Source organism: Sphingomonas sp. Leaf32, assembly GCF_001421765.1.
Classification (GTDB): domain Bacteria; phylum Pseudomonadota; class Alphaproteobacteria; order Sphingomonadales; family Sphingomonadaceae; genus Sphingomonas.
Genome location: NZ_LMLA01000001.1, coordinates 381,352 through 407,502 on the forward strand (window position 1 = coordinate 381,352; position 26,151 = coordinate 407,502).

Consider the following 26,151-nt stretch of genomic DNA (forward strand, 5'->3'; position numbering starts at 1 on the left):
TGGCGGCAAGGGTTGCCCCCTGCCGCCCGTTACTCACAGCGTGCGATCGCGCAGTTCGACTTCGTAGGTTTCAAGGAAGTCGCCCGCCTTGATGTCGGTGAAGTTCTGCGTGAACGTGACACCGCATTCCAGCCCCGCCCGCACTTCGGGGACATCGTCCTTGAAGCGACGCAGCGACGCGATCTCACCCTGATAGATGATGACGTCGTTGCGCGTGATGCGTGCCTTGAGCGCCTTGCGGATGATCCCTTCGACGACCAGCAGACCGGCGGCGCGGCCATGCTTGCCCGCCGAGAAGACCTCGCGGATTTCGGCACGGCCGACGACCGTTTCGAACGCTTCCGGCCCCAAGGTACCGGCCATGCCCGCACGAATATCGTCGGTCAGCGTGTAGATGACGTCGTAATATTTCAACGCCACCTTGTTCCGCTCGGCGATCTCGCGCGCCTTGGCATTCGGGCGGGTGTTGAAGCCGATGATCGGCGCGCCCGAGGCGGCCGCCAGCGTCACGTCGCTCTCGGTGATGCCGCCGACGCCCGAATGCAGGATGCGCACCCGGATATCGTCGGTCGAAATCTTGTTGAGCGACCCGACAATGGCCTCGACCGACCCTTGCGTATCGGCCTTGACCACCAGCGGATATTCGATCGCCTGCTTCGACTTGAGCGCCGAGAACATGCTCTCGAGGCTGGCCGGTGCCTGGGTCGTGCGCTTCTGGAGCAGCACGCCCTGACGATATTCGGCGACCTCGCGGGCACGTGCCTCGCTCTCGACGACCTGCAGCGGATCGCCCGCCATCGGCACGCCCGACAGGCCGAGCACCTCGACCGGAGTCGACGGACCGGCTTCCTTCACCTGACGCCCCTTGTCGTCGATCAGCGCACGGACCTTGCCGCTTTCCGCGCCGACGACGAACACGTCGCCGACCTTCAGCGTACCGCGACGGACCAGCACGGTCGCGACCGGACCACGGCCCTTGTCGAGCTTCGCCTCGATCACGCTGCCTTCGGCGGCGCGATCGGGGTTAGCCTGCAGCTCGAGCAGTTCGGCCTGGAGCTGGATCTTTTCGATCAGTTCCTCAAGGCCGGTCTTCTTGAGCGCCGACACCTCGACGTCCTGGGTTTCGCCGCCCATTTCCTCGACCTGCACGTCATGTTCGAGCAGGCGTTCGCGGATACGCTGCGGGTTCGCCTCGTGCTTGTCGACCTTGTTGATCGCGACGATCATCGGCTTGCCGGCGGCACGGGTGTGATGGATCGCCTCGATCGTCTGCGGCATCAGCCCGTCATCAGCCGCAACCGCGAGGATCACGATGTCGGTCACGTCGGCACCACGCGCGCGCATCTCGCTGAACGCTTCGTGGCCGGGCGTGTCGAGGAAGGTGATCTTCGACTTGTCCTTCATCGTCACCTGATAGGCGCCGATATGCTGGGTGATGCCACCGGCCTCACCCCGCACGACATCGGTCCCACGCAGCGCGTCGAGCAGCGAGGTCTTGCCGTGGTCGACGTGACCCATGATCGTGACGACCGGCGGACGCGGACGCAGTGCCTCGACCGCATCCTCCTCCGTATCCAGTGCCAGATCGATGTCCGAGTCGCTGACGCGGACGATGTTGTGGCCGAATTCGGTCACCAGCAGTTCGGCGGTGTCCTGATCGATCGTCTGCGTCATCGTGACGGGCGAACCCATCTTGAACAGCGTCTTTACCAGGTCCGCGCCCTTTTCCGCCATGCGGTTGGCGAGTTCCTGCACGGTGATCGTTTCCGGCACCTGCACGTCGCGGACCTGCTTGATCTGCGGTTCGCGCGGGCCGCCAAAGCCACGCTTTTCCTTTTCGCGCGCCCGCTTGAGCGCGGCGAGGCTGCGCGAACGCGCCCCGTCATCCCCCAGCGCACGGGTGACGGTCAGCTTGCCCGACTGGCGACGATCGTCGCCCTTGCGGTCGCGCGATGGTGCGGCACCGCGCGCCGGTTCGTTGCGACGCGGCGTCGCCTGACCGGTGCCCGACGGCGTCGGACGCGCGGCCTGGCCACCAGCGGCCGGACGGGCAGCCGCCGTCGTAGTGGCGGCAGCAGCGGCAGGCGCGGGGGCCGGCTCGGGCTTGGGTTGCGGCTTGGGAATTTCCGGACGCTGCACGGGCGTGAAGCGACGCGGCGCCGGCCGGTTGGGGTCGGCGGTCAGGACGATCGGCTGCGGTGCCGGCGCGGGGGCCGGACGCGGCGCGGCGCGCACCGGTGCCGGGGCAGGCTTCGTCTCGACCGGAGCAGGTGCGGGCGTCGGCGCAGGGGCCGGCGTTTCCGCGACCGGTTCCGGCGCAGGCTTCGCCTCGACCGGTGCGGGAGCAGGCGTCGGCTCCGGCGCGGGCGTCGGTGCGGCCTCCACCGGCTTCGGCGCGCGCACAGGCGTTTCCGCAACCGGGGCCGGCTCGGGAGCGGGGGCCGGAGTCGCAGGCTCTGCGGCGGCACGGGCCTTTTCCTCGACGCGGGTCCGTTCGGCCTCGGCGACTTCGCGCGCGATCCGTTCGTCGCGACGACGATGTTCCTCGGCCGCGTTCATGCGGGCCTCTTCGGCCTCGCGCAGCAGCTTGGCCTGCAGCTCGAGCCGCGACAGGCCGGCATTGTTGCTGGCGGCGGCACGCGGCGCGGGGGCTGCCGGGGCGGGCGTGGGCGCACGCTGCGGGGCGGGTGCCGCCGCCTCGGGCGCTGCCTGCTGCTCGGTGCCCTGCTGTTCCTCGCCGGGACGGCCGAGCACGCGGCGGCGCTTCACCTCCACGACCACCGTATTGGAGCGGCCATGGCTGAAGCTCTGCTTCACCTTGCCGGTCTCCACGGTGCGCTTGAGGCCGAGCGGCGCGCGGGTGCCCAGCTTCGGCTTGTCGTTGTCGATGTCGCTCATCCGGTTACTCAGAGTCCTGCTTCAATTGGTCGACGCCCAGGTGACCGGCATCGTCCATGCCGGAAAATTGCGCGGTCGATGCGCCCTGCGAAGGTGTTTCGCAAGCCGCAGGGATAGGTTCGGGTCCGATAAAGTGCAGCCAGCGGGACAGCGCGTCATTGGCTCGCTGTGCCGCCCGTGCGTCGGTCAGGCCGACATGTACCACATTTTCGCGCCCAAGCGCCAATGACAATATGGTGCGTGGGACCGGCAATGCCAATCCCCTGCGCCCGGAACCTTCGTCATCGGTCCCGACGCGCCATGCCTGCGCCAGTTTGCCGGCACCATCGGCGGCAGCGTCGGACGCATGGTACAGCGCGTACAGCTTGCCACCGCGTGCCGATTTCTCGATCGCCGTGCCGCCGATGACGACATAGCCGGACTTCGCCTCCAGCCCCAGCCGGTCGAGCGCGTGACGCCGTAGCGCCTCCGCGATCAACTGCGGCAGGTCGGCAGGGATCGTCAGCACGGCGCCCTTGAACGCCCTCGCCAACGCGCCCTTTAGCCGCCCCTTCGCCATCGCCGTTTCCAGCTCGGCCCGGGTCACGCCGATCCACGCGCCACGGCCGGGAGCCTTGGCGCGTACATCGGGGAGGATGTCCCCATCCGGGGACAGGGCAAGCCGCACCAGCCCGTCGCGCGAGCCATGCTCACGCGACAGGATGCAGCTGCGCTCCGGGCCTTCGGTCAGCCGCGCGGTGTCATTGTTCGGATTCCGCAACGGCGTCCTCCGAAGTCTCGGTCGCCGCGTCTTCATCGGCGAACCAATGGGCGCGGGCGGCCATGATGATCTCGTTCCCCTGTTCGTCGCTCAAGCCATATTCGGCCAAGATGCCGCCCTTGGGCGCTTCGCGCTTCGGGGCGTCGTCGCCGCGACGGCGGGGTTCGGCCTTCTTCTTTTCGACCAGTTCATCGGTCGCCAAGTCGGCGAGGTCGTCGAGCGTCTTTATGCCCGCCTTGCCGAGCGTGACCAGCATCGCTTCGGTCAGATAGGGCAGCTCGGCCAGCGCATCCTCGACGCCGAGCGCGGCACGCTCTTCGCGGGCAGCCTGTTCGCGACGCTCCATCGCTTCCTGCGCACGGCTTTGCAGCTCCTGCGCCAGGTCTTCGTCGAAGCCCTCGATGCCGGCCAGTTCCTCGATCTCGACATAGGCGACCTCTTCCAGCTCGCCAAAGCCTTCGGCGACCAGCAGCTGCGCCAGCGTCTCGTCGACGTCCAGTTCCTTCTCGAACATGCCGGAGCGTTCGATGAATTCCTTCTGACGCTTCTCCGACGCATCGGCTTCGGTCAGGATGTCGATCGCCTTGCCGGTCAGCTGGCTGGCGAGACGGACATTCTGGCCGCGACGACCGATGGCGAGGCTGAGCTGATCGTCGGGCACGACGACCTCGATCCGGTCCTCTTCCTCGTCAAGAACGACGCGGGCGACGTTCGCCGGCTGGAGCGCGTTGACGACGAAGGTCGCCGTGTCGGGCGACCACGGGATGATGTCGATCTTTTCGCCCTGCATTTCCTGCACGACGGCCTGCACGCGGCTGCCCTTCATGCCGACGCAGGCGCCGACCGGATCGATCGAGCCGTCATGCGAGATGACGCCGATCTTGGCGCGCGAACCGGGGTCGCGGGCCGCTGCCTTGATCTCGATGATGCCGTCGTAGATTTCGGGCACTTCCTGCGCGAACAGCTTCTTCATGAAGTCGGGGTGCGCGCGGCTGAGGAAGATCTGCGGCCCGCGGTTTTCGCGGCGGACGTTTAGGATCAGCGAGCGGACGCGGTCGCCGACACGCACCGCTTCGCGCGGAATCTGCTGGTCGCGGCGGATGACGCCTTCGGCCCGGCCGAGATCGACCACGACATGACCGAACTCGACACGCTTGACGACGCCGGTGATGATCTCACCCTGGCGGTCCTTGAACTCCTCGAACTGGCGCTCGCGCTCGGCGTCGCGGACCTTTTGCAGGATGACCTGCTTCGATGCCTGCGCCTGGATGCGGCCGAATTCGATCGGGGGCAGCGGATCGACGATATAGTCGCCGACGACGGCGCCCTTCTGCAGCCGCTGCGCGTCCTTCTCACCGATATGCTTGAAATGGTCGTCGACCAGCTCGGTGACTTCGAGCACGCGCCACAGGCGCAGGTCGCCGGTGTTCGGATCGAGCTTGGCACGGATGTCGTTTTCCGACCCGTAGCGCGTCTTGGCGGCGCGCTGGATCGCGTCTTCCATCGCCTCGATCACGATGGCCTTGTCGATCATTTTTTCCGATGCGACCGCATTCGCGATCGCGATCAGTTCCGCTCGGTTGGCGGTGACGGCGGTGGCCATGTCAGTTCAGTCCTTCTGCGTCAGCCGGTTCGTCGTCGGCAGGTTCGTCTTCAAATTCATCGGCACCCTCGGCGGAGAGGGGCGCGGTCGCCTTCAGCAAGGCATCGGTAATGAGGAGCTTCGCATCGACGACCGCGGCGAAGGGTACGGTCATCGCCTTATGCTTGCGCACGTCGATGCTGACCTGCTCGCCGTCCGTACCGAGCAGGATGCCGGTCAGCTGCTTGCGATTGTCGATCGGCGCGTCGAGCGTCACGCGCGCCTCGAACCCCTTCCAGTCGTCGTAATCGGCGAGGCGCGTCAGCGGCCGGTCGATGCCGGGCGACGATACCTCCAGCCGATATGCCTCCTCGATCGGATCCTTCTCGTCCATCAGGTCGGAGATGCGGCGCGACAGTTCGGCGCAGTCGTCGATGGTCAGCTGGCGCGTGTCGGGCCGTTCGGCCATCACCTGCAACGTCGGGTCCGACTTGCCGCCGATCATCTTCACGCGCACCAGCGCGAACCCGAGCGCCTTGGCCTCGGGTTCGATCAGTCGCGTCAGTTCGGCGATATCCGCCATGCCGTCTCCATCAGATGCGCCGCTTCGTTGCCGGTCCCTGTCGGAACCGGCCTCGGCACGTTGGCGATGTCGAGGAAGCAACGCTCATATATGTAAAAAACCATGTCCCGGCAAGGGGCGCCGGATCGGTCCTGCCCCGCGGCGCGTTGCCGTAGGCAAGAACGATGCTTTCGAGAGGATTTCCCCGATGTTGCCGATCCATGCGCTGATTCCCGCCGCGATGCTGCTGGTCGCGTGCAATGGCGGCGGTAGCGACGCGCCGGGCACGGTGTCCCCCGCGCCGACCGCCACCCCGACGCCCACACCGACCGCCACCACCCCGACCGGCGGCGTGCCGTTCGCGACCCGTGAGATGGCAACGTTGAATGCGCCATGGGCGATGACCTTCCTGCCCGACGGGCGGATGCTGGTGACCGAAAAGGGCGGCACGCTGCTGCTGGTCAGCGCCGATGGCAGCCAGAAGACGACCGCCGCCACGATCCCCGTCGACTCGGCCGGGCAAGGCGGGTTGATGGACGTGGTCCTCGCGCCCGATTTCACGAGCAGCCGACGCGTGTATCTGAGCTATTCGGTCGCGGGCGACGGGGGCAAGGGCGTGGTGTTGGCGCGCGGCGTGCTCGACGGCAACCGGGTGACCGGGATCAGCGAGCTGTTCCGCGCAACCCCGTTCGTCAGCGGCGACGGCCATTATTCGGGCCGCATCGCCTTTGCCCCCGATGGCCAGCACCTGTTCTTCACCAATGGCGAGCGGCAGAAATTCGATCCGGCGCAGGACCCCAAGGCGACATTGGGCAAGGTGCTGCGCCTGACACTGGACGGCAAGCCGGCGGGCGATCCGGGGCTGACCGCGAAGGGGTTCCACCCGGCGGTGTGGTCGTACGGCCATCGCAACCTGCTGGGCATCGCCTTCGACCGGCAGGGCAATTTGTGGGAGCAGGAGATGGGGCCGAAGGGCGGCGACGAGGTCAATCTGATCGTCGCCGGGCGCAACTATGGCTATCCTCTGGTGTCGGAGGGCGATCATTATGACGGCCGGCCGATCCCGCGCCACAGCACCCGCCCCGACCTGGAAGCGCCCAAGGTCGCATGGAACCCGGTGATCTCGCCGGGCGGGCTGATCGTCTATTCGGGCAAGCTGTTCCCGCAATATGCCGGCGACCTGTTCATCGGCGGGCTGTCGAGCGAGGCACTGGTCCGGGTCGACGTCAACGGCACCAATGCCGCCAAGGGCGACCAGTGGCCGATGAACGCCCGCATCCGCGAGGTCGAGGAAGGGCCGGACGGTGCGATCTGGGTGCTCCAGGACGGGGCGGGTGCGAAGCTGCTGAAGCTCACGCCGCAGAGTTGACCTACAGGCGAGCGAGCGTCGCCGGGTCGCGCTCCCCGGCATAAAAGGTATCGAGGATGGCGGCGAAGACCGGTTCGCCGCCATCCAACGCCGCTTCGAACAGGGTCATCGACGATCGCAGCTTCATCGCGTCGATCGCCCCGAGGATCGACACGATGTCCCGGCCAGGGTGGGTCAACAGCGCCTCGGCCGATTCGACCAGCCGCGCGGCCAGCAACGGATGCGCCAGATAGGCCATCGCCTCGCCCCGGTCGGCGATGGCGTACTGCCGCGCCATCGCGCTCGACCCCAGTCCGGCGATCTGCGGAAAGATGAACCACATCCAATGGCCACGCTTGGCCCCGGCGCGCAGTTCGGCGAGCGCCGTGGCGTAGCTGTCGCGCTGGGCATCGACGAAGCGGCGGAGCGGATCGGTCATGCCACCGACATGGGATGGCCGGCGCGAACTGCAAATTCTGACAACGTTGACGGTTGATCGGACTGGGCAGATGCGATTAGCATCGTCCGCACAAAAAAGCCTTGGGAGGGGTTATGCACAAAAGCTGGATGGTGGCCGCATTGGTCGCCGTGGTTGCCGCGCCGGTGGTCGCACAGAGCGCCGAGGATTTCGCTGCGAAGGTCATCAACGCACCGCTGCCCGCCAGCCTGAGCGTGTTCGGCCTGCCGACGCCGCCGCCGGTCGTGCGGGTGAAGGGGGTCGACGGCGGCAAGGCGCTGCGCGTCGCGATACCGGCGGCGGACAAGGACCCGTGGAAGATATCGCTGTCGTCGCCGACGACCCAGCCGGTGGCGAAGGGCGACCGCCTCGTCCTCGCCTTCCACGCACGGGCGACGGGCATGGCGCCGGGAACGAAGGCGAAGATCGCCAACGCGTCGATCCAGTTGGCCAAGGCCCCCTATACCGGCATCCTCGGCCAGCCGGTCGAGGTCGGCGACCAGTTCGAGTTCCTGCAGGTCGCGGGTCGCGCGGATCGCGACTATGCCGCAGGTGATCTGTCGGCGTCACTGCAGCTGGCGACGGGCAAGCAGACCTTCGAATTCGGTCCGCTGTTCATCATCAACCTCGACAAGAAGTGAGGCGAAAAATGCGCGACCGTTCGTCCTGAGTAGCCACTGAGCGAAGTCGAAGGGGCGTATCGAAGGACCTGGGCCATGGTACTTCGATACGGGTCTTCGACTTCGGTGCGTAGGACCGAAGCCTGTCCTGAGCGCCTGCCGCAGACAGGCAGTCGAAGGACTCAGCCCCTACTCAGCACGAACGGGGGCGGGAATGGCAAACGCCTAGCCCCGCGTCGCCGCCAGGAAATAGTCGAGCGATAGATCGTCCGACAGGGTGAAGCCGCGCGCCGCCGAAAAGGACAGGCCGCTGGGCGGCGATACCGTCATGCCCGCCGCGCGCAGATGAGCGGTCAATTCGTCGGGGGTCAGGAAGCGGTCCCAGTCATGGGTGCCGCGCGGGATCATGCCCAGCCCCTCCGCCACCGCGATCATCGCGAGTCGCGACAGCGCGGTGCGGTTGGGGGTCGACACGACCAGCAGCCCGCCGGGTGCCACCGCATCGGCCAGCCCGCGCGCAAAGGCGGCAGGGTCGGCGACATGCTCGATCACCTCCAGAGATGTCACGAGGTCGAACTGCCGCCCGGCGATCGCTTCCACGCCGCCCGCCAGATACTCGATCGAGAGACCGCCCTGCGCGGCATGGGCGGCGGCGGCACCGATATTTTCCGGCGCGGCGTCGACACCGGTCACCTGTCCGCCCAGCCGGGCGAGCGGCTCGGCGAGCAGCCCCGCACCGCAGCCGACGTCCAGCACGGTCTTTCCGGCCAGGGGGGTGAAGCCCGCCGCATCGCCGTCCCAGTGCGAATCGATCGCCGCGCGCACGAACGACAGGCGCACCGGGTTCAGCCGGTGGAGCATCGCCGAGCTGCCCTTGGGGTTCCACCAGTCGGCGGCCATCTCGCCGAAATGGGCGGCTTCGCGTGCCACGACGCTTGATTGCGCGGCCACGTCTTTTTCGGACATAAAGATTGCGTTGCTTGCGTTCGTCATGGCGCTCTCCTATCAGCCGCCGCCATTCCCCCCAAGGATGAATGGCAAAACGCATGGCGCGGATCGTGATGAAGTTCGGTGGCACCTCGATGGCGGGGATCGAACGTATTCGCAGCGTCGCCGCCCGCGTGAAGCGCGAGGTCGAGGCCGGCAACCAGGTCGCGGTGGTCGTGTCGGCGATGGCCGGCGACACCGACCGGCTGGTTGGCTTCTGTCGCGAGGCATCGGCGCTGTACGACCCACGCGAATATGATGCGGTGGTGGCGTCGGGCGAACAGGTGACCAGCGGGCTGCTGGCGATCGCATTGCAGGCGATCGGCGTGCCGGCGCGTTCGTGGCTGGGCTGGCAATTGCCGATCCGCACCAGCGACGCGCACGCGACCGCCCGGATCGAATCGATCGACACCACCGCGCTCGACGAATCGCTGGCGCGCGGCGAGGTGGCGGTGATCCCCGGGTTCCAGGGCGTGACCGACGCCAACCGCATCACCACGCTGGGGCGTGGCGGGTCGGACACGTCGGCGGTGGCAATGGCGGCGGCGATGCAGGCCGATCGCTGCGACATCTACACCGATGTCGACGGCGTCTATACCACCGACCCGCGCATCGTGCCGCGCGCGCGCAAGCTGGCGCGGGTGACGTACGAGGAAATGCTCGAACTCGCCTCGGTCGGGGCAAAGGTACTCCAGACCCGCTCGGTCGGGCTGGCAATGAAGGAAAAGGTCCGCGTGCGCGTGCTGTCGTCGTTCGACGATACCCGCGACGAGGACGGCTATCGTGGAACGCTGATCGTCGGCGAAGAGGAAGTGACGGACATGGAACGGCAGCTCATCACCGGTATCGCCCACGACAAGAACGAGGCGAAGATCACGCTGGTCGCGGTGCCCGACCGCCCCGGCGCGGTGGCATCGATCTTCGCGCCGCTGGCGGGCACCGGCATCAACGTCGACATGATCGTGCAGAACATCGCCCATTCGACCGGATCGACCGACGTCACCTTCACCGTGCCGGCGGCCGAACTAGCCCGTGCGCTCGACACGCTGGAAAAGGCGAAGACCGACATCGGGTTCCAGAAGGTGCTGCACGATACCCGCGTCGCCAAGGTATCGGTGGTGGGCGTGGGGATGCGCAGCCATGCCGGCGTCGCCTCCACCATGTTCACCGCGCTGGCCGATCGCGGCATCAATATCCAGGCGATCACCACGTCGGAGATAAAGGTCAGCGTGCTGATCGAGGAGGATTATACCGAACTGGCGGTGCGCGTGCTGCACACCGCCTACGGGCTGGACGCCGAGGGCTGACTTTCAGATCCTCCCCGGCACGGGGAGGGGGACCGCCGCGCAGCGGTGGTGGAGGGGGTTGGCCGCGCAACGCGACCGGTGTGGACGCCGACGCCCCCCTCCACCAGCTGCGCTGGTCCCCTTCCCCGTGCCGGGGAGGATTTACTCCCCCATCAGGTGTACCGCTACTCGTCGCCGATGCGCGGCGCGGCGGTGTTCGAACAGGTAGATGCCCTGCCAGATGCCCAGCACCGGGCGGTGGCCGACCACGGGAATCGACAGCGATACGCCGGTCAGTGCGGTGCGCAGATGCGCCGGCATGTCGTCCGCCCCCTCCTCGTCATGGGCGTAGCGATCACTTTCGGGGGCGATGTGGCGGAAATAGCGTTCGAGGTCGTCGCGCGCCGTCTCGCTGGTATTTTCCTGCACCAGCAGCGATGCCGAGGTGTGGCGGCAGAACAGGGTGAGCAACCCGTCGGCGATGCCGGTCGATTCGACCCAGTGCCGCACCTGTCCGGTGATGAGGACCAGCCCCTGCCCGTTGGTGACGACCACCAGTTCGCCATGTTCCTGTCGCATCATCGTCCCTGCTTGCCCGAAGCGGTCGCCCCGCGCTAGGCGGAGCCATGACCAACGCATCGATCGGCGCCGAGCGCCTGGAGCGCCGCATGGCGCGCGGCCGTGACTTTCTGGGCAGCGAGACCGCGATCCTGTGCGGCGCGATGTCGTGGGTGAGCGAGCGCAACCTCGTCGCCGCCATCTCCAACGCCGGCGGGTTCGGCGTGATCGCCTGCGGGGCGATGACGCCCGAGCTGCTGGATGCCGAGATCGCGGGGACGAAGGCGCTGACGGACAAGCCGTTCGGCGTGAACCTCATCACCATGCACCCGGCGCTGTTCGACCTGATCGAGGTGTGTGGGCGCCACGGCGTTACCCATGTCGTGCTGGCCGGCGGCCTGCCGCCCAAGGGGTCGCTGGAGGCGATCAAGGCGACCGGGGCCAAGGTCATCGCCTTCGCCCCCGCGCTGGCGCTCGCCAAGAAGCTGATCCGCAGCGGTGCCGACGCGCTGGTGATCGAGGGGATGGAGGCCGGCGGCCATATCGGCCCCGTCTCCACCAGCGTGCTGGCGCAGGAAATGCTGCCCGAGGTCGCGGCGCAGGTGCCGGTGTTCGTCGCGGGCGGAATCGGCCGGGGCGAGGCGATCGCCGGCTATCTGGATATGGGCGCGGCGGGCGTGCAGCTCGGCACCCGGTTCGTCTGCGCGACCGAATCGATCGCGCATCCGGCGTTCAAGAAGGCGTTTCTGCGTGCCTCCGCCCGCGACGCGGTGGCGAGCGTGCAGATCGACCCGCGCCTGCCGGTCATCCCGGTGCGCGCGCTGAAGAATGCCGGCGGCGAGCAATTCACCGCCAAGCAGCGCGAAGTCGCGCAGTTGCTGGACGAAGGCAGCGTGGCGATGGCCGAGGCGCAGTTGCAGATCGAACATTATTGGGCGGGCGCGCTGCGCCGTGCGGTGATTGATGGCGATGTCGAGCATGGCAGCCTGATGGCCGGGCAGTCGGTCGGCATGGTCACGAAGGAAGAACCGGCGGCCGAGATCATCGCCACGCTGATGGCGGAAGCCGCGCAGGCGCTGGAAAAGCGGGCGGCGTGAAGCCCAAAGTTCACTAAGTTCACACTTGCCGCGGTTTCGTGGCGCGGGTGTTTCTATGCCGGGTGCGGTCACGATGCGAAAGAGCGTGGCCGTAGGTTGGCAGGGTGGCGGCATGTAGGAAAGTGGTTCGCCGCTTGACGTCACCCCGGCGCAGACTGGGGCTTCTTGCGGCTCCTGCCGCGTGCCGTCACCGGGAGATCCCGGCCTACGCCGGGATGACGTGCGAGGCGGGGGAATCCTTGCCGCTTCGACCGCCGCCAAGGAAGAAGCGGGACCCCGGATCAAGTCCGGGGTGACGGGGAGGGACTTGGAACCGATCGACATTCAATGTCCGCGCGACGCCGCGAAGCGAAGAACGAAGAAGGTTCGCGCGGAGGACGCGGGGACCGACGCGTGACGTAAAGCGGTACGCGCTGCGTCGACGCGAAGATGTTGGCACGGTCGGTAGTCAGTCCTGCGGTCAGCCCGTGCACGACACCTCCGCGCCTCCGCGTGAAATTCCAATTTCTGGTGCTTCCGCGGTTGAACGCCGATCCGGCTCAGGCCGCTTCTTCCTCGCGCAGCCACACCAGTGCTTCCTCACGGGAATCGAACATCGGCAGGTGCGGGAGCGCACGTTTCACCTGCATCGACAGCAAGGCGCTGTTACGGATCAGTGCGATCTTGCGCGAGGTCGTACGCGACCGGTCGGCGATCTCGCCGATGGCGGCCAGAACGTCGGGCGACTGGACCGCGAAGCCGGTGATGTCGAACAGCGCGACCTGCTCCCCCGGACGCACGCCCAGCCCCGGCAACCGGGTCACCGCCTCACGCAGCGCCGCGCCGAAGCGCTGGACGGTGCCGAGGTCCCAATGGCCGAGCAGGGCGAAATCGAGCATCCACGGTGCGGAGGTGATGACTCCGCGAAAGGCGGGATCGTCGGCGATGCGCATGGGCGTCCTGTGAAATGGCGGCGCACAGCGTCGTGCGCGGCATAAAGTGTCACAGGATATTGTTTATAAAGCGTTTCCTGCCGAATCGTATCCGATCAGTAGGCCCGACGGATCGCGAACTCGACCGCTTCGATCATCGCATCCTTCGCCGGACCGTTCGGGAAGCGCCCGATCGCATCGATCGCCCGCTGGCCATAATGACGGGCACGTGCCAGCGTGTCGTCGACCGCGCGGGTCGATCGGATCAGGGTGATGGCGTGCGCCAGATCGGCGTCGCTCGCGCGCTTGCCCGATACCGCGTCGCGCCAGAAGGCACGTGATTCCTCGTCACCGCGCGCATAGGCGAGGATGACCGGCAGGGTCATCTTGCCCTCGCGGAAATCGTCGCCGGCATCCTTGCCCATGGTATCCGCATCGGACACGTAATCGATCGCATCGTCGACCAGCTGGAACGCGATGCCGAGGTTGCGGCCATAGGCGTCGAGCGCGGCTTCGTCGGCGTCCGACCGGTCGGCGACGATCGCGGCGATGCGGCACGCGGCGGCGAACAGCGCGGCGGTCTTGGCCCCGATGATGTCGAGATAGCGATCCTCGGGCGTGTCGATCCGGCGGATCGCGGTCAGCTGGTTCACTTCCCCTTCGGCGATCACCGCCGACGCGCCCGACAGGACGCGCAGCGCCTTCAGGCTTTCCGCCTCGACCATCAGTTCGAAGCTCTTGGAAAACAGGAAGTCGCCGACCAGCACGCTGGCGGGATTGCCCCAGATGATGTTGGCGGTACGCTTGCCCCGGCGCAGGTCGGACCCGTCGACCACATCGTCGTGCAGCAGCGTCGCGGTATGGATGAACTCGACCGCCGCCGATAACAGGTGATGGCGGGTGCCGCCGTAACCGATCAGCCGGGCGCTCGCGAGCGTCAGCATCGGGCGCATCCGCTTGCCCCCGCCGGCGATCAGGTGACCGGCCAGTTCGGGGATCAGCGGAATCTTCGACTGCATCCGGTCGAGGATGACCGCGTTCACACGGTTCATGTCGTCGGCGACCAACGCCATCAGCGGATCGAGGGAGGGGTCGGTCCGCTTGTCGAGGCGGTGCAGGGTAGCCGTCATGTCCCAGCGATGTGGCGGTTCGGACGGCCGAACGCAAGGGAAAGGCGGGGTTGCGCCGCCCGTCCCGTCGCGCGAAAGGGGCGGACCGCACGCACTTTCCGCCGTGCGCGCGGTTGCAAGAAAAGAGGACGCCATGCCCGACGCGACGCTGCAACGGTTCCGCCAGAGCATCGACAATATCGATGCGGCGCTGGTCTTCCTGCTCGCCGAGCGGTTCAAGGTCACCCAGGCGGTCGGGCATTACAAGGCGGAGAACGGCCTGCCCCCCGCCGATCCGGGCCGCGAGGACGCGCAGATCGCGCGGCTGCGCGCGCTGGCGCGCGATGCCGACCTCGACCCGGAGTTCTCCGAGAAGTTCCTGCGCTTCATCATCGACGAGGTGATTCGCCATCACCAGTCGCTGCAGGACGACGGGGCGGCGCGGTGAGCGACGACCGGATCGTCTTCGCCCCCGACGATGTCGATCTGGCGCGATCACCGCTCAGGCGCGACATCGCCGAGCCGACCTATGTGCTGGGCGCGTTCAATCCGGCGCTGACGCGGTTGCCGAACGGCAACCTGCTGCTGCTGGTGCGGGTGGCCGAGGCGCTGCGCGAACCGGTGCGCGACGGCCATGTGCGGTCGATCCGCTGGACGGCCGGCGGCTATGTGCTCGATGCGTTTCCGGCGGACGCGGCGGATGTCAGCGATCCGCGCTTCTTTTCGTTGAAGGGCGGGTCCTATCCGTTCCTCGGCCTCACCTCTCTGTCATGGCTGCTGCCGGTCGAGCTGTCGGCGGACGGGCAGCGGGTGGTGGCGGTGCATTACGACCGCGCGGTGGAGCCGTCGGGGCCTTACGCCCAGTACGGCATTGAGGACCCGCGCATCGTGGCGATCGACGGCGTGTACTGGATGACGGTGTGCGGCGTGTCGGGCGGGCGGCTATGTACCGTGATGTACCGGTCGTCGGACGGGTATGACTGGCGATCGCAGGGAATCGTGCTGGACCATGGCAACAAGGACATGGTGCCGTTCGAGGGGCGGGTCGGCGACCGCTATGTGTCGCTGACACGGCCGCTGTCGGATGCGTGGTTCGTCGCGGCGCCCGATGCGGCAGAGGGCAGCGGGCCGAGCATCAACCTTGCGACCTCACCCGACATGCTGCACTGGCGGCCGCTGGCGGAACCGACGCTGCGGCCGTTGAAGGGTGCGGCCGCCTACAAGCTGGGTGGCGGCACCCCGCCAGTGCGGACGAAGCGCGGGTGGATGATGCTGTATCACGGCGTCGAGAAGCAGGGCGCGGTGGGGGTGTATCGCACCTATCGCGCGCTGATCGATGCCGATGCCGCCTGGGTGCTGGAGCGCGATGAGACGCGGCCGGTGCTGGAGGCGGCCTCCGCGCTGATCGCGCCGATCGCGCACCAGGCGTATCTGCCGCAGCCGGTGGTGTTCACGACCGGCATCGTGGCCGACGGCGACGACTGGATCGTGGCGTCGGGCGAGGCGGACCTGGCGTGCCGGTTGACGCGGGTGGCAGGCGCGCGGCTGGACTGACTGCTATCCGTTTTGAGCAAAAACCGTTCGTGCTGAGTAGAGACTGAGCCCTTCTACTGCCTGCCTGCGGCAGGCGCTCAGGACAGGCTTCTGTGCTACGCACCGAAGTCGAAGGCTCGTATCGAAGCACATGCCTCAAGCGGTCCTTCGATACGCCATTTCGACTTTGCTCAATGGCTACTCAGGACGAACGGCGTCGGCGGAAGTTGTTCTACACCCCCAGCCAGACCCTGAGCGGATTGGCCGGGTCCGCCACCAGCTTCACCGTCAGCGCGAGCGACACGACGACCAGCAGCGGGCGGATCGCGCGGCCGCCGAAGCGGATGGCGAGCGCCGCGCCGAGCTGTCCGCCCGCCACGCTCGCGACCGCCATCGACAGCCCGAGTACCCACCACACATGGCCGCCCGCGACCAGCACCGCCAGGCCGGCCAGGTTGCTGGCGAGGTTCAGCAGCTTGGTATGCGCCACCGCCCGCGTCGCGCCCATGCCGGCGGCGGTGACGAGCAGCAGCGTGAAGAAGGACCCGGTGCCCGGACCGAAGAAGCCGTCATAGGTGCCGATGCCGGCCACCGCGAGCAGCAGCCCGGCGGGGGCCAGGCGGACATGGGTATCGACATCGGACAGGCGCGGCCCGAACAGGAAGTACAGCGCCATCGCCACCAGCAGGATCGGCAGCAGCCCGGCAAGAAACCGCGGGTCGATCATCTGCACCAGCGCGGCCCCCACCCCTGCCCCGCCGAACGAGGCAAGCGCCAGCCACCACGACCGGCGCAGGTCGATATGCCCCTTGCGCCAGAAGGCGAAGGTCGCGCCGGCGGTGCCGAACGCGCTTTGCAGCTTGTTGGTGCCAAGCGCCATGACCGGCGGCACCCCGGCGGCGAGCAGGGCGGGAATGGTGATAAGCCCCCCGCCGCCCGCCATCGCGTCGATGGTGCCGGCGCAGAAGGCGACCAGCATGAGCAGGGCGATGAGGTCGAGTTCCATGGGACGCCGGCTTAGCGGCGGGACGGTGATCGCGGAAGGCGGCTTCGCGGTACCTGCCTAATCCATTGCCCATCGTCATTCCCGCGAAGGCGGGAATCCATTGACGCCAACGCTGACGATAGAGCCGCAACGGCCTGGGGTATGGATTCCCGCCTTCGCGGGAATGACGACAGGGTTTTAGGAAAAGGTGGGGAGCTTCTGTTGCCCGGTGCTCCCCGTACCGCTGGAATCCGATTCTGTTGCCCGGTTCGGTCCAACCGCGCTATTTTAGAGTAACTTCAGGCCGTGAGGCCCTTAGTTACGCCGCAATCGCGAGTGCTTCGTTATCGTTGGCACTTGTGTGTATGGGCCGTTGCGGTGGTCCCATTCCGAACGAAAACAGCGCTTTTCAACACACGTCGATCCTGGTTCGGCCCCGTCAGAAACGGTGTCCAGAAACACCACCTTATGGTGGAGCCGCCGGGTACTGCCCCCGGGTCCGCTGCATCTATTGCACGCCGCAATTTATCGTCATAGCCGGCTGGAAGCCGGCAACCGGGGATATAGGCGCTTGTTCGCGCTTTGAAAAGAAGCGGACTTCCCTTGGATGCGATGCGGTGGCATGGGCGGTGGGATCATGCTGACCCAGCGTTCCCGCTATGCGCTTCGCGCGATGCTGTTCCTGGCCGAACAACCCGCCGGCGAGGCGCCGATGCCGATGCACCGCATCGCCACCGCCGCGAACGTGCCGCGCAAGTTCCTCGAACTGATCCTGGCCGACCTGCGCGAGGCGGGGTTCCTGTCGTCGACGCGCGGCAAGGCGGGCGGATACCACCTCGCGCGCCCTGCGCACCTGATCTCGCTGGGTGAAATCATCCGCGTGATCGAAGGGCCGCTAGCACTGGTCCCCTGCGTCAGCCGTACCGCGTACCGCCCGTGCGGCGACTGCAAGGACGAGGCGAGCTGTGCGATCCGCCACGCGATGGCGCGGGTGCGGGACGAAACCGCGCGCATCCTCGACGGCACCAGCCTCGCCGCGGCGGCGGCGCAGGAACTGGCGGCGGCATAGGCGCCACTGCCCCTCCCTGGCAGGGAGGGGTTGGGGTGGGTCGGCCTGCGAGGGACCGATAGTGCCTGCCACGACCCTACCCACCCCCGGCCCCTCCCTTTCAGGGAGGGGAGAAAGTCATTCCTTGGCCTTCCCCGCCCGCAATTCGTCGCGGATCTCGCGCAGCAGCGCCACTTCGGGCGGGTCGGCAGCGGGCGGGACGTCACCGGTCTTCTGTTCCTGATGCACCGTCGCGATCGCGCGGTTCACGAACTTCACCAGCAGGAACACGATGAAGGCGAGGATCACGAAGTTGATGACCACGCTGATGAACTGCCCATAGCCGAACAGCGGTACGCCGGCTTCCTTCAGCGCGGTATAGTTGTCGGGGCTGCCCTTATACGTCGCCGGGATCGGTCCCAGCGTCACGAAATAGCTGGAAAAATCGAACCCGCCGAACAGCCAGCCGATGACCGGCATGATCATGTCGTCGGTCAGCGATTTGGTGATGGTCCCGAACGCCGCACCGATGATGACCCCGACCGCGAGGTCGAGCACGTTGCCGCGCGCGACGAACGTGCGGAACTCCTTGAGCATCGACATGATTCCCTCCCTGTCTTCGCCGCTTGAGGGCGTCATACTGCTTCGATACGGTGGGGTTAGGCAAGCATCGGGTGGGACGACATGGACATGCGGCGGACGATGGTGGTGATGGCGGCGGTGCCGCTGGCGGCGTGCGGCGTGAACAGCGTGCCGACCGCCGAGGAGAATGTGAACGCCAAATGGGGCGAGGTGCAGAACCAGTATCAGCGCCGCGCCGACCTGATCCCCAACCTTGTCGCGACGGTGAAAGGCTTTGCCGGACAGGAAGAACGCGTACTGACCCAAGTCACGCAGGCCCGTGCACAGGCGACGTCGATCAACGTCACCACCGACGACCTGTCCGACCCGGCGACGTTCCAGCGGTTCCAGGCGGCACAGAACCAGCTGACCCAGGCACTGGGCCAGTTGCGCACGGTGGTCGAGGCGTATCCGCAGCTGACCAGCAACCAGAATTTCCTGTCGCTGCAATCGCAGCTGGAAGGGACCGAGAACCGCATCGCCATCGCCCGGCGCGATTATAACGAGGCGGTACAGGCCTATAATACCCGCATCCGCACCTTCCCCGACGCGATCGGGGCGCGGGTCTTCTATGGTGCCAAGCCCAAGCAGAGCTTCCAGGCGCAGGCCGGGGCCGAGGTCGCGCCGCAGGTCAATTTCGGCAACGCGAACTGAGGCGCGCGGGTGCGCCGCCTCTTGATCGCCCTGTGGATAACTTTGTGGGCAATGTGCGCATGGCCTGCGGCTGCGCAGACATTTCCCAAGTTCACCGGGCTGGTCGTCGACGACGCGAACGTCCTGCCGGCCGAAACCCGCGCCGACCTGACTGAAAAACTACAGGCATTACAGCGAGATACCAAGCGGCAGTTCGTCGTCGCGACGATCGGCGACACGCAAGGGTTTCCGCTGGAGGACTATGGCTACCGGTTGGGCCGGGCATGGGGCGTCGGGCTGAAGGATGTGGATAACGGCGCGATCCTGTTCATTGCGCCGAACAATCCGGCCGGACAGCGCGGGCCACGGCTGGAGGTCGGCTACGGCCTCGAACCCATTCTGACCGACGCGATGTCGAGCGCGATCATCCAGCAGCAGATGATGCCGATGCTGAAGGCCGGGGATATTCCCGGTGCGATGACGGCGGGCGCCGACGCGGTGATCGCGCAATTGCGGCTCAGCCCCGAAGAAGCACAGGCACGCATCGACGCGGCGGCCGCCGCGTTCGACCGGGGGCAACGTCGCCGGTCGTCGGGGTCGGATGCCGGGGCGGTGATCGGCATCGTCTTCTTCATCGGCGTCGGGCTGTTGATCTTCGGTATTTTCGCCGTGTCCAGCCGGCGGCGGCGCGCGGGGCCGTGGGGCCAGCGGCACCGCAGCAGCACGGCGGGCGATGTCGCGCAGGTCGTCCTGTGGTCGATCGCCGACGAACTGGCGCGGGGCGCAATGCGCGGCGGCGGCAGCCGGGGCGGCGGATCGTCGGGCAGCTCGGGCGGTGGCTGGAGCGGGGGCGGCTTTACCGGCGGCGGTGGCGGATCGTTCGGTGGCGGCGGCGCGTCGGGGAATTGGTGATGCAACTGACGCAAGCCGACCGCACCCGCATCCGCAGCGCTGTGACCACCGCAGAGGCCGCGACCGATGGCGAGATCGTCGTCGTGCTCGCCCGGCGGTCCGATGCCTATCACGATGTCGGCCTGCATATGGCGGTGCTGGCGATGCTGCTGGTGCTGGCTGGCACCGCATTATGGCCCGGCTGGCTGCTGGCGTTCCATGGCTGGGCCGAACCATGGGGCGATGCCCCTACCCCGCTGTTCCTGCTGACGACGCTTGGCTGGGTGCAGGGCGCGGTGTTCCTGATCGTACGTTATGCGTGCGCATGGACGCCGCTGCGCATGGCGCTGACCCCCGCGGCGACCAAGGCGCGGCGGGTCCATGCCCGCGCGCTGCTGCTGTTCCGCGCCGCCACCGAACGGCGGACGGTAGCGGCGACCGGCGTGCTGCTGTACCTGTCGCTCGACGAACATCGTGCCGAGCTGATCGCCGAAGCCGCGATCCACGACCGGGTCGATCAGGCGGTGTGGGGCGATGCGCTGGCGGCGTTGCTGGTGGCCCTCGGGCAGGATCGCCCCGCCGACGGCATCGTCGCGGCGGTGGGCGCGATCGGCGCGGTGCTAGCCGAGCATTTTCCGATAGGAGCCAAGGACATGAACGAACTCCCCGACCGGTTGATCGAACTGTGATCGACGCCGATGCCCCCGAAGAGGTGATGTGGGCGGGCCGCTTCATCACCGCGAAGAAACGTGGCCGCTGGGAATATGTCGGGCGCGCGAACGGCATCGGCGCGGCGGTGATCGTCGCGATCGACGACGGCCATGTCCTGCTGGTCGAGCAATATCGCGTGCCGCTAGGGCGAAACTGCATCGAGCTGCCGGCCGGACTGGTTGGCGACGACAGCGCGGGCGAGGCGGCGGCGGTGGCGGCCACGCGCGAGCTGGAGGAGGAAACCGGCTATCGCGCGGGATCGATGGTGTCGCTGGGCGAATATCATTCGTCGCCGGGGATGGTGTCGGAGAGCTTCACGCTGTTCCGCGCAGGCGCGTTGACGAAGGTCGGCGACGGTGGCGGGGTACCGGGGGAGAATATCACCGTCCACCGCGTGCCGCTGGACGGAATCGCCGGGTTCGTGGCCGGACAGCGCGCGGCGGGCAAGGCGGTGGATGTGAAGCTGTTGCTGTTGTTGGCGCCGGTGTTGTTGGGGTGAGCTTGCCAGCATGCCATTTGTGCTGAGTAGGGGCTGAGCTTGTCGAAGACCCGTATCGAAGTACGGCTGGCGGTCCTTCGATACGCCCCTTCGACAAGCTCAGTGGCTACTCAGGACAAGCGGGATGTAGTTTGCTTTTCTCGAGCCACAGCCCCGTTTGCTTTGGAGGTTCGAGCCTGTCGAGGGGGTGACCCAAGCGAGCAAGTTCTCGACAGACGCTTCTCGACAGGCTCGAAGCTGTTCGAACCAAACGGTGGGTTTCGGGCAAAGGGTGTCAGCCCTTGGAACTGGCACTCGGCGTGGGCGCCGGCACGCGGCACGGCACGATGGTCTTCGGATCGGGTCGGTGCCCGTCGGGCGTGAACATCGCGATATAGCCGCCGGCCGAGGGCATCTTCTGCAATTCGACCAGCTTGTAGCCGACCGCCTCGAACTCGCATTTCAGCAGCGCGGGCGGGGTGCCGTGGTTCCGGGTAGCGCGGTCGGCATCGACCACCACCACCCGCCCGCCGGGACGCAGCGACGGGCGCAGGTTCCACAGGAACGCGTACGGCTCGGCGATCTCGTGATACATGTGCACCATCAGCACGCGGTCGAAGCTGCCCGTCGGCAGCTTCGCATCGTCCGGTTCGCCCAGCCGCACGCTGACATTGTCCAGCCGCTCGCGCGCCACGCGCTGCGCCAGCGCATCGCGAATCTGCGGGATGATGTCCTCGGCCAGCACGCGACCGTCCGGCCCGACGCGCTGCGCCATGCGGATGGTGTAATAGCCCTCGCCCGCGCCGATGTCGGCGACGGTCATGCCGGGCGCGATGCCGGCCTTGTCCATCACCAGTTCGGCTTCGTTCAACCGGTCGCGCGCTTCCTCGGTCGACCAGCGTGCCGACACGATCGTCGCCACCGGCCGGTCGGCCCTGGGGAAATCCGGCTTGTCCTCCCGCTGCGCATTGGCGGCCGGGGTCGGCTGCGTCGCGTCGCAGCCGGCCAGCAACATCAGTGCGAGCGCAAGGGCATGGCGCATGTCAGTCGACATCCTCGACTTCGACCGCTTCGCCGGTCACCCGCTGCGACAGGGCGGCGGCCATGAACGGGTCGAGCGCACCGTCGAGCACGTCGCCCGGCGCGGTCGAGACGACGCCGGTGCGCAGGTCCTTCACCATCTGGTACGGTTGCAGGACATAAGAGCGGATCTGGTGGCCCCAGCCGATGTCGGTCTTGGTCGCATTCTCGGCATTGGCCTCCGCCTCGCGGATCGCCAGCTCGCGCTCGTACAGGCGGGCGCGCAGCTGGTTATAGGCCTCGGCCTTGTTCTTGTGCTGCGACCGCTGGTTCTGACACTGCACCACGATGCCGGTCGGGATGTGGGTGATGCGCACCGCCGAATCGGTCGTGTTGATGTGCTGCCCCCCGGCACCCGACGCACGGTAGGTGTCGATGCGCAGGTCGCTTTCGTTATATTCGACCTCGATATTGTCATCGATCACCGGATAGACCCAGATCGACGCGAACGAGGTGTGGCGGCGCGCCGCGCTGTCATAGGGGCTGATGCGGACGAGGCGGTGGACCCCGCCCTCGGTCTTGGCGAAGCCGTACGCATTCTCGCCCTTGATGAGCAGCGTCGCCGACTTGATGCCGGCCTGTTCGCCCGAATGCTGGTCGACCAGTTCGACCTTCATGCCGCGGCGTTCGGCCCAGCGGGTGTACATGCGTTGCAGCATCCCCGCCCAGTCCTGGCTCTCGGTCCCGCCGGCGCCGGCGTTGATCTCGATATAGGTGTCGTTGCCATCGGCCTCGCCCGAAAGCAGCGCCTGCACCTTGTCATGGTCGGCACGCTTGGCCAGTTCGGCGAGGTTCGCGACGCCCTCCTCGGCCATTTCGGTATCGCCCTCGGCATCGGCCATCTCGATCAGCTCGACGGTGTCGGACAGGTCGCGTTCGATGGTGCGGGTGGCGGTGATCGCCTCGTCCAGCCGGCGGCGTTCGCGCATCACTTCCTGCGCGGCCTTGGGATCGTTCCACAATGCCTGGTCCTCGACGCGCGCGTTCAGCTCGTCCAGCCGGCGCAGCGCGCGGTCCCAGTCGAGGAAGCGGCGCAGCAGCGCGAGGGCATCGTTGATCTTGTCTACATGGGCTTGCGCTTCGGCGCGCATGGGGAAAACTCCGGGAATAAGCGTAATTGAACGGCACGCCGCAGAAACGCACCTTAAGCTGAACCGTTCGTGCTGAGTAGGGGCTGAGCGCAGTCGAGGATGATTGGGTCGGATCGTCCCCCGGACGATCCTGAACCATGTGGGGCATGGTTCACCCGATCATTATCGAAGCACCCGCCTCAAACGATCCTTCGATACGCCATTTCGACAGGCGCAATGGCTACTCAGGACAGACGGTTTCGGGCGCTGACCGATACGCAATCTAGTAGATTCCCCCTTCGCGTTGCAAGAAGTCGCTGTCGCGCGGTTGCGCCTGTTGCGCGGGGCGGGCGGCGCGGGTCGGATCGCGGACGACGGGCGCACGCGCCTCGCCCAGCCGGCCGGCGGCGCGGCGCGCCTCGGTCTCGGGTTTGAACGCTTCCCAGATGATCGCCGCCTTGGGATCGGGCGTCGGCCAGCCGCCATAAACCGGGCGGCCGCTCGCGCGGTCGATGCGGACCATGCGGATGCCGGCCGGCGCGCGGAATGGCAGCACCTCCATATCCTTATACGCCTTGACCGCGAACGCCTTGTAGATCGGCGCGGCGATCGTCCCCCCCTGCGCATAGCCGCCCAGGTTGCGCGGCGAATCGAAGCCCAGATACAGGCCGGCGATCATCTGCGGGGTGCCGCCGACGAACCACACGTCGGTCGGGCCGGTCGAGGTGCCGGTCTTGCCCATGATCGGACGGTTCAGGTCGCGCAGCGTCGTGGCGGTGCCGCGCTGGATCACTCCCTCCATGATGTGCACCATCTGATACGCGCTCATCGCGTCCAGCACCTGCCGCGCCTTGATCTGCGGACGGGGCATCGGCTTGCCGTCCCAGTCGGGCGCGTTGCATCGGTCGCAGGCACGCCAGTTTTCGGGCAGGATCACCTTGCCGCGCCGGTCCTGCACGAAATCGATGACGGTCGGTTCCAGCTCGCGCCCCTGGTTGGCGAGGATCGAGTACGCATTGACCATGCGCATCACGGTCGTCTCACCCGCGCCCAGCGCATAGGAGAGATAGGGCGGAAACTTGGTATCGCTGACGCCGACGCGCTGGATCAGGTCGTTGACCTTGTCCATGCCGGTCTGCGCCGCCGCGCGCACGGTCATCAGGTTGCGCGACTGTTCGACGCCCCAGCGCATCGTGTGCGGGCCGGCGCCGCCGCCGCCGAAGTTGCGGAAGCATTTCTGGCCCAGCCGCCCGCCCTGGTTCACGCAGAACGGACCATCGACGATGATCGAGGCCGGGGTCATCCCCGCCTCCAGCGCGGCGGCATAGACGATCGGCTTGATCGTCGATCCCGGCTGGCGCATCGCCTGGGTCGCGCGGTTGAACGACTGGATGCGGCTGTCGAAGCCACCCTGCATCGCAAGGATGCGGCCGGTGCGTGGGTCCTCCACCACCATGCCGCCCGACACGCGCGGGACCGAGCGCAGCGACCACTGGCTGCCGGCGGGTGCCACCGCGAGGATGTCGCCCGGCTGGATCGCGGCAAAGGCGGTGCCGCCGACCCCACGCACCGGCATCACCGCATTGCCGCGCGGCAGGACGCCGGTGCGCCCGTCGGCAAAGCCAATCCGCGCCTCGCCACCGTCCTTGGCGATGACGATCGCCGCCTGCCAGTCCTGGTAATCGATGGCGATATTGGTGTTGAGCAGCGCCGACTGCCAATTATCCTCGTCGACCTCGAGCCGCGGCTTGTTGAGCGGCCCCGACCAGCCCCGCCCCGAATCGAAGCGGATCAACCCGGCACGCAGCGCGTCCTGTGCATCCACCTGCAGCTTCGGGTCGAGCGAGGTGCGCACCCACAAACCGCCGGCATAGACGCTGTACGGCCCGTCCTTCGCATTCTCGCCGAACTGGTTCATCAGCTGGCGGCGGACTTCCTCGATGAAATAGCCGCCGGCGGTTTCCTGCCGCGGGGTCTGGCGCGGGATGGTGCCAAGCGGCTGGGCGACGGCGCCTGCGCGCTGGGCCGGCGTGATGAAGCCGTTGCGCTCCATCTCGCCCAGCACCCAGTTGCGCCGGCCGATCGCGCGGTCATAGCCGCGCTCGGGCGTATAGTTAGACGGCCCCTTCGGCAAAATCGCCAGATAGGCCATTTGCGGCAGCGTCAGTTCGCGCAGGTCCTTGCCGAAATAGGCATGGGACGCCGCCTCCACGCCGAACGCGTTCCGGCCGAGCGCAATCTGGTTGAGATAGAGTTCGAGGATCTGCTGCTTGGTCAGCGCGTTTTCGATGCGATAGGCGAGCAGCGCCTCCTTTGCTTTGCGGACATAGCTGACCTCGTTGGTCAGCAGCAGGTTCTTCGCCACCTGTTGCGTGATGGTCGACGCGCCGATCGGGCGGCCATCGCGGCGCAGGTTGGTGAGCATCGCCGCCGCGATGCCGGGATAGTCGACGCCGTGATGTTCGAAGAAGGTGCGATCCTCGGCCGCCAGGAACGCGCGCACCAGCAAAGGCGGATATTCGGCATAGGACAGCTGCACGCGGCGTTCGCGGGCATAGCTGTGGATCGGATCGCCCTCGATCCCGCGCACATTGGTCGGCAGCGGCGGTTCGTACGCCCGCAGCGAATCGACCGACGGCAGCGTGCGCCACAGCAGCAGCCAGATGAGGAACACGCCGATGCCGGCCAGCAGCAAGGCGACCGCAGGCAGACGGAACCACCACCGCCGCCGGATACGGGCGAAACGGGCGCGCCGGCCCGCTCGGGCGGCGTCGGGGGTGGCTTCGGTGTCGGATACGCTCATCGCCCGCGCGGTTTAGCAGGTTTGGCCGCAGGGGAAAGGGAGACGCCATGCGACGGCGCACCACGCCCCGCCAGATGGAACCGTTCATGCTGAGTAGGGGCTGAGCTTGTCGAGGAGGATAAT

25 protein-coding genes and 1 other RNA gene are annotated in these 26,151 nt (G+C 67.1%); 11 read left to right on the forward strand and 15 right to left on the reverse strand.

Annotated features, from left to right (window positions below; genetic code table 11):
• Positions 1-33: 33 nt before the first annotated feature.
• The 4 genes from infB to rimP are packed head-to-tail and all read right to left on the reverse strand — an operon-like array spanning position 34 to position 5,823.
• Complete coding sequence (infB, locus tag ASE83_RS01795) at positions 34-2,898, reverse strand: translation initiation factor IF-2 (protein WP_055786743.1); 2,865 nt, start codon at positions 2,896-2,898, stop codon at positions 34-36.
• A 4-nt stretch (positions 2,899-2,902) separates the two neighbouring features.
• Positions 2,903-3,694 (reverse strand): DUF448 domain-containing protein, encoded by a 792-nt coding sequence (locus tag ASE83_RS01800; RefSeq protein ID WP_200921849.1) that lies wholly within the window; start codon positions 3,692-3,694, stop codon positions 2,903-2,905.
• Positions 3,639-5,261: a transcription termination factor NusA gene (gene nusA, locus ASE83_RS01805; RefSeq protein WP_055786742.1), complete on the reverse strand. Its 1,623-nt coding sequence runs from the start codon at positions 5,259-5,261 to the stop codon at positions 3,639-3,641. The genes ASE83_RS01800 and nusA overlap by 56 nt, the downstream gene beginning before the upstream one ends.
• A 1-nt stretch (position 5,262) precedes the next feature.
• Positions 5,263-5,823 (reverse strand): ribosome maturation protein RimP, encoded by a 561-nt coding sequence (gene rimP / locus ASE83_RS01810; RefSeq protein ID WP_055786739.1) that lies wholly within the window; start codon positions 5,821-5,823, stop codon positions 5,263-5,265.
• 187 nt (positions 5,824-6,010) lie between these two features.
• Between rimP and ASE83_RS01815 the strand changes: the two genes are divergently transcribed.
• Positions 6,011-7,171 carry a PQQ-dependent sugar dehydrogenase gene (locus ASE83_RS01815; protein ID WP_200921848.1) on the forward strand — a complete coding sequence of 387 codons (1,161 nt, stop codon included), beginning with the start codon at positions 6,011-6,013 and terminating at the stop codon, positions 7,169-7,171.
• Position 7,172: 1 nt separating this feature from the next.
• On the opposite strand, the gene ASE83_RS01820 is transcribed toward ASE83_RS01815, so the two are convergent.
• Positions 7,173-7,589, reverse strand: coding sequence for a DUF1810 domain-containing protein (locus ASE83_RS01820; protein WP_055786736.1), 417 nt, complete (start codon positions 7,587-7,589; stop codon positions 7,173-7,175).
• Between the two features lie 113 nt (positions 7,590-7,702).
• Between ASE83_RS01820 and ASE83_RS01825 the strand changes: the two genes are divergently transcribed.
• On the forward strand, positions 7,703-8,248 hold the full coding sequence (locus ASE83_RS01825) for a hypothetical protein (RefSeq protein WP_055786733.1): 546 nt from the start codon (positions 7,703-7,705) through the stop codon (positions 8,246-8,248).
• 204 nt (positions 8,249-8,452) lie between these two features.
• Here ASE83_RS01825 and ubiG read toward each other — a convergent pair whose 3' ends face one another.
• Positions 8,453-9,220, reverse strand: coding sequence for a bifunctional 2-polyprenyl-6-hydroxyphenol methylase/3-demethylubiquinol 3-O-methyltransferase UbiG (gene ubiG / locus ASE83_RS01830; protein ID WP_082443211.1), 768 nt, complete (start codon positions 9,218-9,220; stop codon positions 8,453-8,455).
• A gap of 53 nt (positions 9,221-9,273) precedes the next feature.
• Between ubiG and ASE83_RS01835 the strand changes: the two genes are divergently transcribed.
• Positions 9,274-10,521, forward strand: coding sequence for an aspartate kinase (locus ASE83_RS01835; RefSeq protein WP_055786730.1), 1,248 nt, complete (start codon positions 9,274-9,276; stop codon positions 10,519-10,521).
• 141 nt (positions 10,522-10,662) lie between these two features.
• On the opposite strand, the gene ASE83_RS01840 is transcribed toward ASE83_RS01835, so the two are convergent.
• Positions 10,663-11,079 carry a secondary thiamine-phosphate synthase enzyme YjbQ gene (locus tag ASE83_RS01840; protein WP_055787701.1) on the reverse strand — a complete coding sequence of 139 codons (417 nt, stop codon included), beginning with the start codon at positions 11,077-11,079 and terminating at the stop codon, positions 10,663-10,665.
• 47 nt (positions 11,080-11,126) lie between these two features.
• Here ASE83_RS01840 and ASE83_RS01845 point away from each other — a divergent pair, with 47 nt between their 5' ends.
• Entirely contained in the window at positions 11,127-12,155 is a 1,029-nt protein-coding gene (locus ASE83_RS01845) for an NAD(P)H-dependent flavin oxidoreductase (RefSeq protein ID WP_055786726.1), read from the forward strand.
• 539 nt (positions 12,156-12,694) lie between these two features.
• Here the strand turns inward: ASE83_RS01845 and ASE83_RS01850 are convergent.
• Positions 12,695-13,087 (reverse strand): hypothetical protein, encoded by a 393-nt coding sequence (locus ASE83_RS01850; RefSeq protein WP_055786723.1) that lies wholly within the window; start codon positions 13,085-13,087, stop codon positions 12,695-12,697.
• 95 nt (positions 13,088-13,182) lie between these two features.
• On the reverse strand, positions 13,183-14,196 hold the full coding sequence (locus tag ASE83_RS01855; protein ID WP_055757384.1) for a polyprenyl synthetase family protein: 1,014 nt from the start codon (positions 14,194-14,196) through the stop codon (positions 13,183-13,185).
• A 133-nt stretch (positions 14,197-14,329) separates the two neighbouring features.
• On the opposite strand from ASE83_RS01855, the gene ASE83_RS01860 reads away from it, so the two are divergent.
• Positions 14,330-14,623, forward strand: a complete 294-nt coding sequence (locus ASE83_RS01860) for a chorismate mutase (protein WP_055786720.1) — start codon at positions 14,330-14,332, stop codon at positions 14,621-14,623.
• The gene (locus tag ASE83_RS01865) at positions 14,620-15,729 is read left to right on the forward strand and encodes a glycosidase (RefSeq protein ID WP_055786717.1); all 1,110 of its coding nucleotides are present in this window, start codon (positions 14,620-14,622) and stop codon (positions 15,727-15,729) included. The genes ASE83_RS01860 and ASE83_RS01865 overlap by 4 nt, the downstream gene beginning before the upstream one ends.
• Before the next feature lie 211 nt (positions 15,730-15,940).
• Here ASE83_RS01865 and ASE83_RS01870 read toward each other — a convergent pair whose 3' ends face one another.
• Together ASE83_RS01870 and ssrA are read right to left on the reverse strand one after the other, a co-directional pair.
• Positions 15,941-16,714 (reverse strand): TSUP family transporter, encoded by a 774-nt coding sequence (locus ASE83_RS01870; RefSeq protein WP_055786716.1) that lies wholly within the window; start codon positions 16,712-16,714, stop codon positions 15,941-15,943.
• Between the two features lie 225 nt (positions 16,715-16,939).
• Positions 16,940-17,286, reverse strand: a transfer-messenger RNA (tmRNA) gene (ssrA, locus tag ASE83_RS17990).
• Between the two features lie 44 nt (positions 17,287-17,330).
• Between ssrA and ASE83_RS01875 the strand changes: the two genes are divergently transcribed.
• Positions 17,331-17,762, forward strand: a complete 432-nt coding sequence (locus tag ASE83_RS01875) for an RrF2 family transcriptional regulator (RefSeq protein ID WP_055759141.1) — start codon at positions 17,331-17,333, stop codon at positions 17,760-17,762.
• Positions 17,763-17,879: 117 nt separating this feature from the next.
• Here ASE83_RS01875 and mscL read toward each other — a convergent pair whose 3' ends face one another.
• The gene (gene mscL / locus ASE83_RS01880; protein WP_055786713.1) at positions 17,880-18,344 is read right to left on the reverse strand and encodes a large conductance mechanosensitive channel protein MscL; all 465 of its coding nucleotides are present in this window, start codon (positions 18,342-18,344) and stop codon (positions 17,880-17,882) included.
• A gap of 81 nt (positions 18,345-18,425) precedes the next feature.
• Here mscL and ASE83_RS01885 point away from each other — a divergent pair, with 81 nt between their 5' ends.
• The 4 genes from ASE83_RS01885 to ASE83_RS01900 are packed head-to-tail and all read left to right on the forward strand — an operon-like array spanning position 18,426 to position 21,096.
• Positions 18,426-19,016: a LemA family protein gene (locus tag ASE83_RS01885; RefSeq protein WP_055786710.1), complete on the forward strand. Its 591-nt coding sequence runs from the start codon at positions 18,426-18,428 to the stop codon at positions 19,014-19,016.
• Between the two features lie 51 nt (positions 19,017-19,067).
• A complete protein-coding gene (locus tag ASE83_RS01890) occupies positions 19,068-19,907 on the forward strand; it encodes a TPM domain-containing protein (RefSeq protein WP_082443210.1) in 840 nt (279 codons plus the stop codon).
• The gene (locus ASE83_RS01895; RefSeq protein ID WP_055786704.1) at positions 19,907-20,575 is read left to right on the forward strand and encodes a TPM domain-containing protein; all 669 of its coding nucleotides are present in this window, start codon (positions 19,907-19,909) and stop codon (positions 20,573-20,575) included. The genes ASE83_RS01890 and ASE83_RS01895 overlap by 1 nt, the downstream gene beginning before the upstream one ends.
• 26 nt (positions 20,576-20,601) lie before the next feature.
• Complete coding sequence (locus tag ASE83_RS01900) at positions 20,602-21,096, forward strand: NUDIX hydrolase (RefSeq protein ID WP_055787697.1); 495 nt, start codon at positions 20,602-20,604, stop codon at positions 21,094-21,096.
• Positions 21,097-21,370: 274 nt separating this feature from the next.
• Here the strand turns inward: ASE83_RS01900 and ASE83_RS01905 are convergent, their stop codons facing one another.
• The 3 genes from ASE83_RS01905 to ASE83_RS01915 form a co-directional block, all read right to left on the reverse strand.
• On the reverse strand, positions 21,371-22,117 hold the full coding sequence (locus ASE83_RS01905; RefSeq protein ID WP_082443209.1) for a class I SAM-dependent methyltransferase: 747 nt from the start codon (positions 22,115-22,117) through the stop codon (positions 21,371-21,373).
• A gap of 1 nt (position 22,118) precedes the next feature.
• Entirely contained in the window at positions 22,119-23,246 is a 1,128-nt protein-coding gene (prfB, locus tag ASE83_RS01910) for a peptide chain release factor 2 (protein ID WP_055786698.1), read from the reverse strand.
• Between the two features lie 262 nt (positions 23,247-23,508).
• Positions 23,509-26,028, reverse strand: a complete 2,520-nt coding sequence (locus ASE83_RS01915) for a penicillin-binding protein 1A (protein WP_055786696.1) — start codon at positions 26,026-26,028, stop codon at positions 23,509-23,511.
• Positions 26,029-26,151 lie beyond the last annotated feature (123 nt).

Coding starts and splice junctions, on each gene's coding strand:
- ASE83_RS01820 (WP_055786736.1), bottom strand. CDS start 7,589: ATGACCGATCCGCTCCGCCGCTTCGTCGATGCCCAGCGCGACAGCTAC.
- ubiG (WP_082443211.1), bottom strand. CDS start 9,220: ATGACGAACGCAAGCAACGCAATCTTTATGTCCGAAAAAGACGTGGCC.
- ASE83_RS01815 (WP_200921848.1), top strand. CDS start 6,011: ATGTTGCCGATCCATGCGCTGATTCCCGCCGCGATGCTGCTGGTCGCG.
- prfB (WP_055786698.1), bottom strand. CDS start 23,246: ATGCGCGCCGAAGCGCAAGCCCATGTAGACAAGATCAACGATGCCCTC.
- infB (WP_055786743.1), bottom strand. CDS start 2,898: ATGAGCGACATCGACAACGACAAGCCGAAGCTGGGCACCCGCGCGCCG.
- mscL (WP_055786713.1), bottom strand. CDS start 18,344: ATGTCGATGCTCAAGGAGTTCCGCACGTTCGTCGCGCGCGGCAACGTG.
- ASE83_RS01835 (WP_055786730.1), top strand. CDS start 9,274: ATGGCGCGGATCGTGATGAAGTTCGGTGGCACCTCGATGGCGGGGATC.
- ASE83_RS01890 (WP_082443210.1), top strand. CDS start 19,068: ATGTGCGCATGGCCTGCGGCTGCGCAGACATTTCCCAAGTTCACCGGG.
- ASE83_RS01905 (WP_082443209.1), bottom strand. CDS start 22,117: ATGCGCCATGCCCTTGCGCTCGCACTGATGTTGCTGGCCGGCTGCGAC.
- ASE83_RS01800 (WP_200921849.1), bottom strand. CDS start 3,694: ATGAAGACGCGGCGACCGAGACTTCGGAGGACGCCGTTGCGGAATCCG.
- ASE83_RS01825 (WP_055786733.1), top strand. CDS start 7,703: ATGCACAAAAGCTGGATGGTGGCCGCATTGGTCGCCGTGGTTGCCGCG.
- ASE83_RS01900 (WP_055787697.1), top strand. CDS start 20,602: ATGTGGGCGGGCCGCTTCATCACCGCGAAGAAACGTGGCCGCTGGGAA.
- ASE83_RS01895 (WP_055786704.1), top strand. CDS start 19,907: ATGCAACTGACGCAAGCCGACCGCACCCGCATCCGCAGCGCTGTGACC.
- ASE83_RS01885 (WP_055786710.1), top strand. CDS start 18,426: ATGGACATGCGGCGGACGATGGTGGTGATGGCGGCGGTGCCGCTGGCG.
- ASE83_RS01860 (WP_055786720.1), top strand. CDS start 14,330: ATGCCCGACGCGACGCTGCAACGGTTCCGCCAGAGCATCGACAATATC.
- ASE83_RS01850 (WP_055786723.1), bottom strand. CDS start 13,087: ATGCGCATCGCCGACGATCCCGCCTTTCGCGGAGTCATCACCTCCGCA.
- nusA (WP_055786742.1), bottom strand. CDS start 5,261: ATGGCCACCGCCGTCACCGCCAACCGAGCGGAACTGATCGCGATCGCG.
- ASE83_RS01875 (WP_055759141.1), top strand. CDS start 17,331: ATGCTGACCCAGCGTTCCCGCTATGCGCTTCGCGCGATGCTGTTCCTG.
- ASE83_RS01855 (WP_055757384.1), bottom strand. CDS start 14,196: ATGACGGCTACCCTGCACCGCCTCGACAAGCGGACCGACCCCTCCCTC.
- ASE83_RS01915 (WP_055786696.1), bottom strand. CDS start 26,028: ATGAGCGTATCCGACACCGAAGCCACCCCCGACGCCGCCCGAGCGGGC.
- ASE83_RS01870 (WP_055786716.1), bottom strand. CDS start 16,714: ATGGAACTCGACCTCATCGCCCTGCTCATGCTGGTCGCCTTCTGCGCC.
- ASE83_RS01845 (WP_055786726.1), top strand. CDS start 11,127: ATGACCAACGCATCGATCGGCGCCGAGCGCCTGGAGCGCCGCATGGCG.
- rimP (WP_055786739.1), bottom strand. CDS start 5,823: ATGGCGGATATCGCCGAACTGACGCGACTGATCGAACCCGAGGCCAAG.
- ASE83_RS01840 (WP_055787701.1), bottom strand. CDS start 11,079: ATGCGACAGGAACATGGCGAACTGGTGGTCGTCACCAACGGGCAGGGG.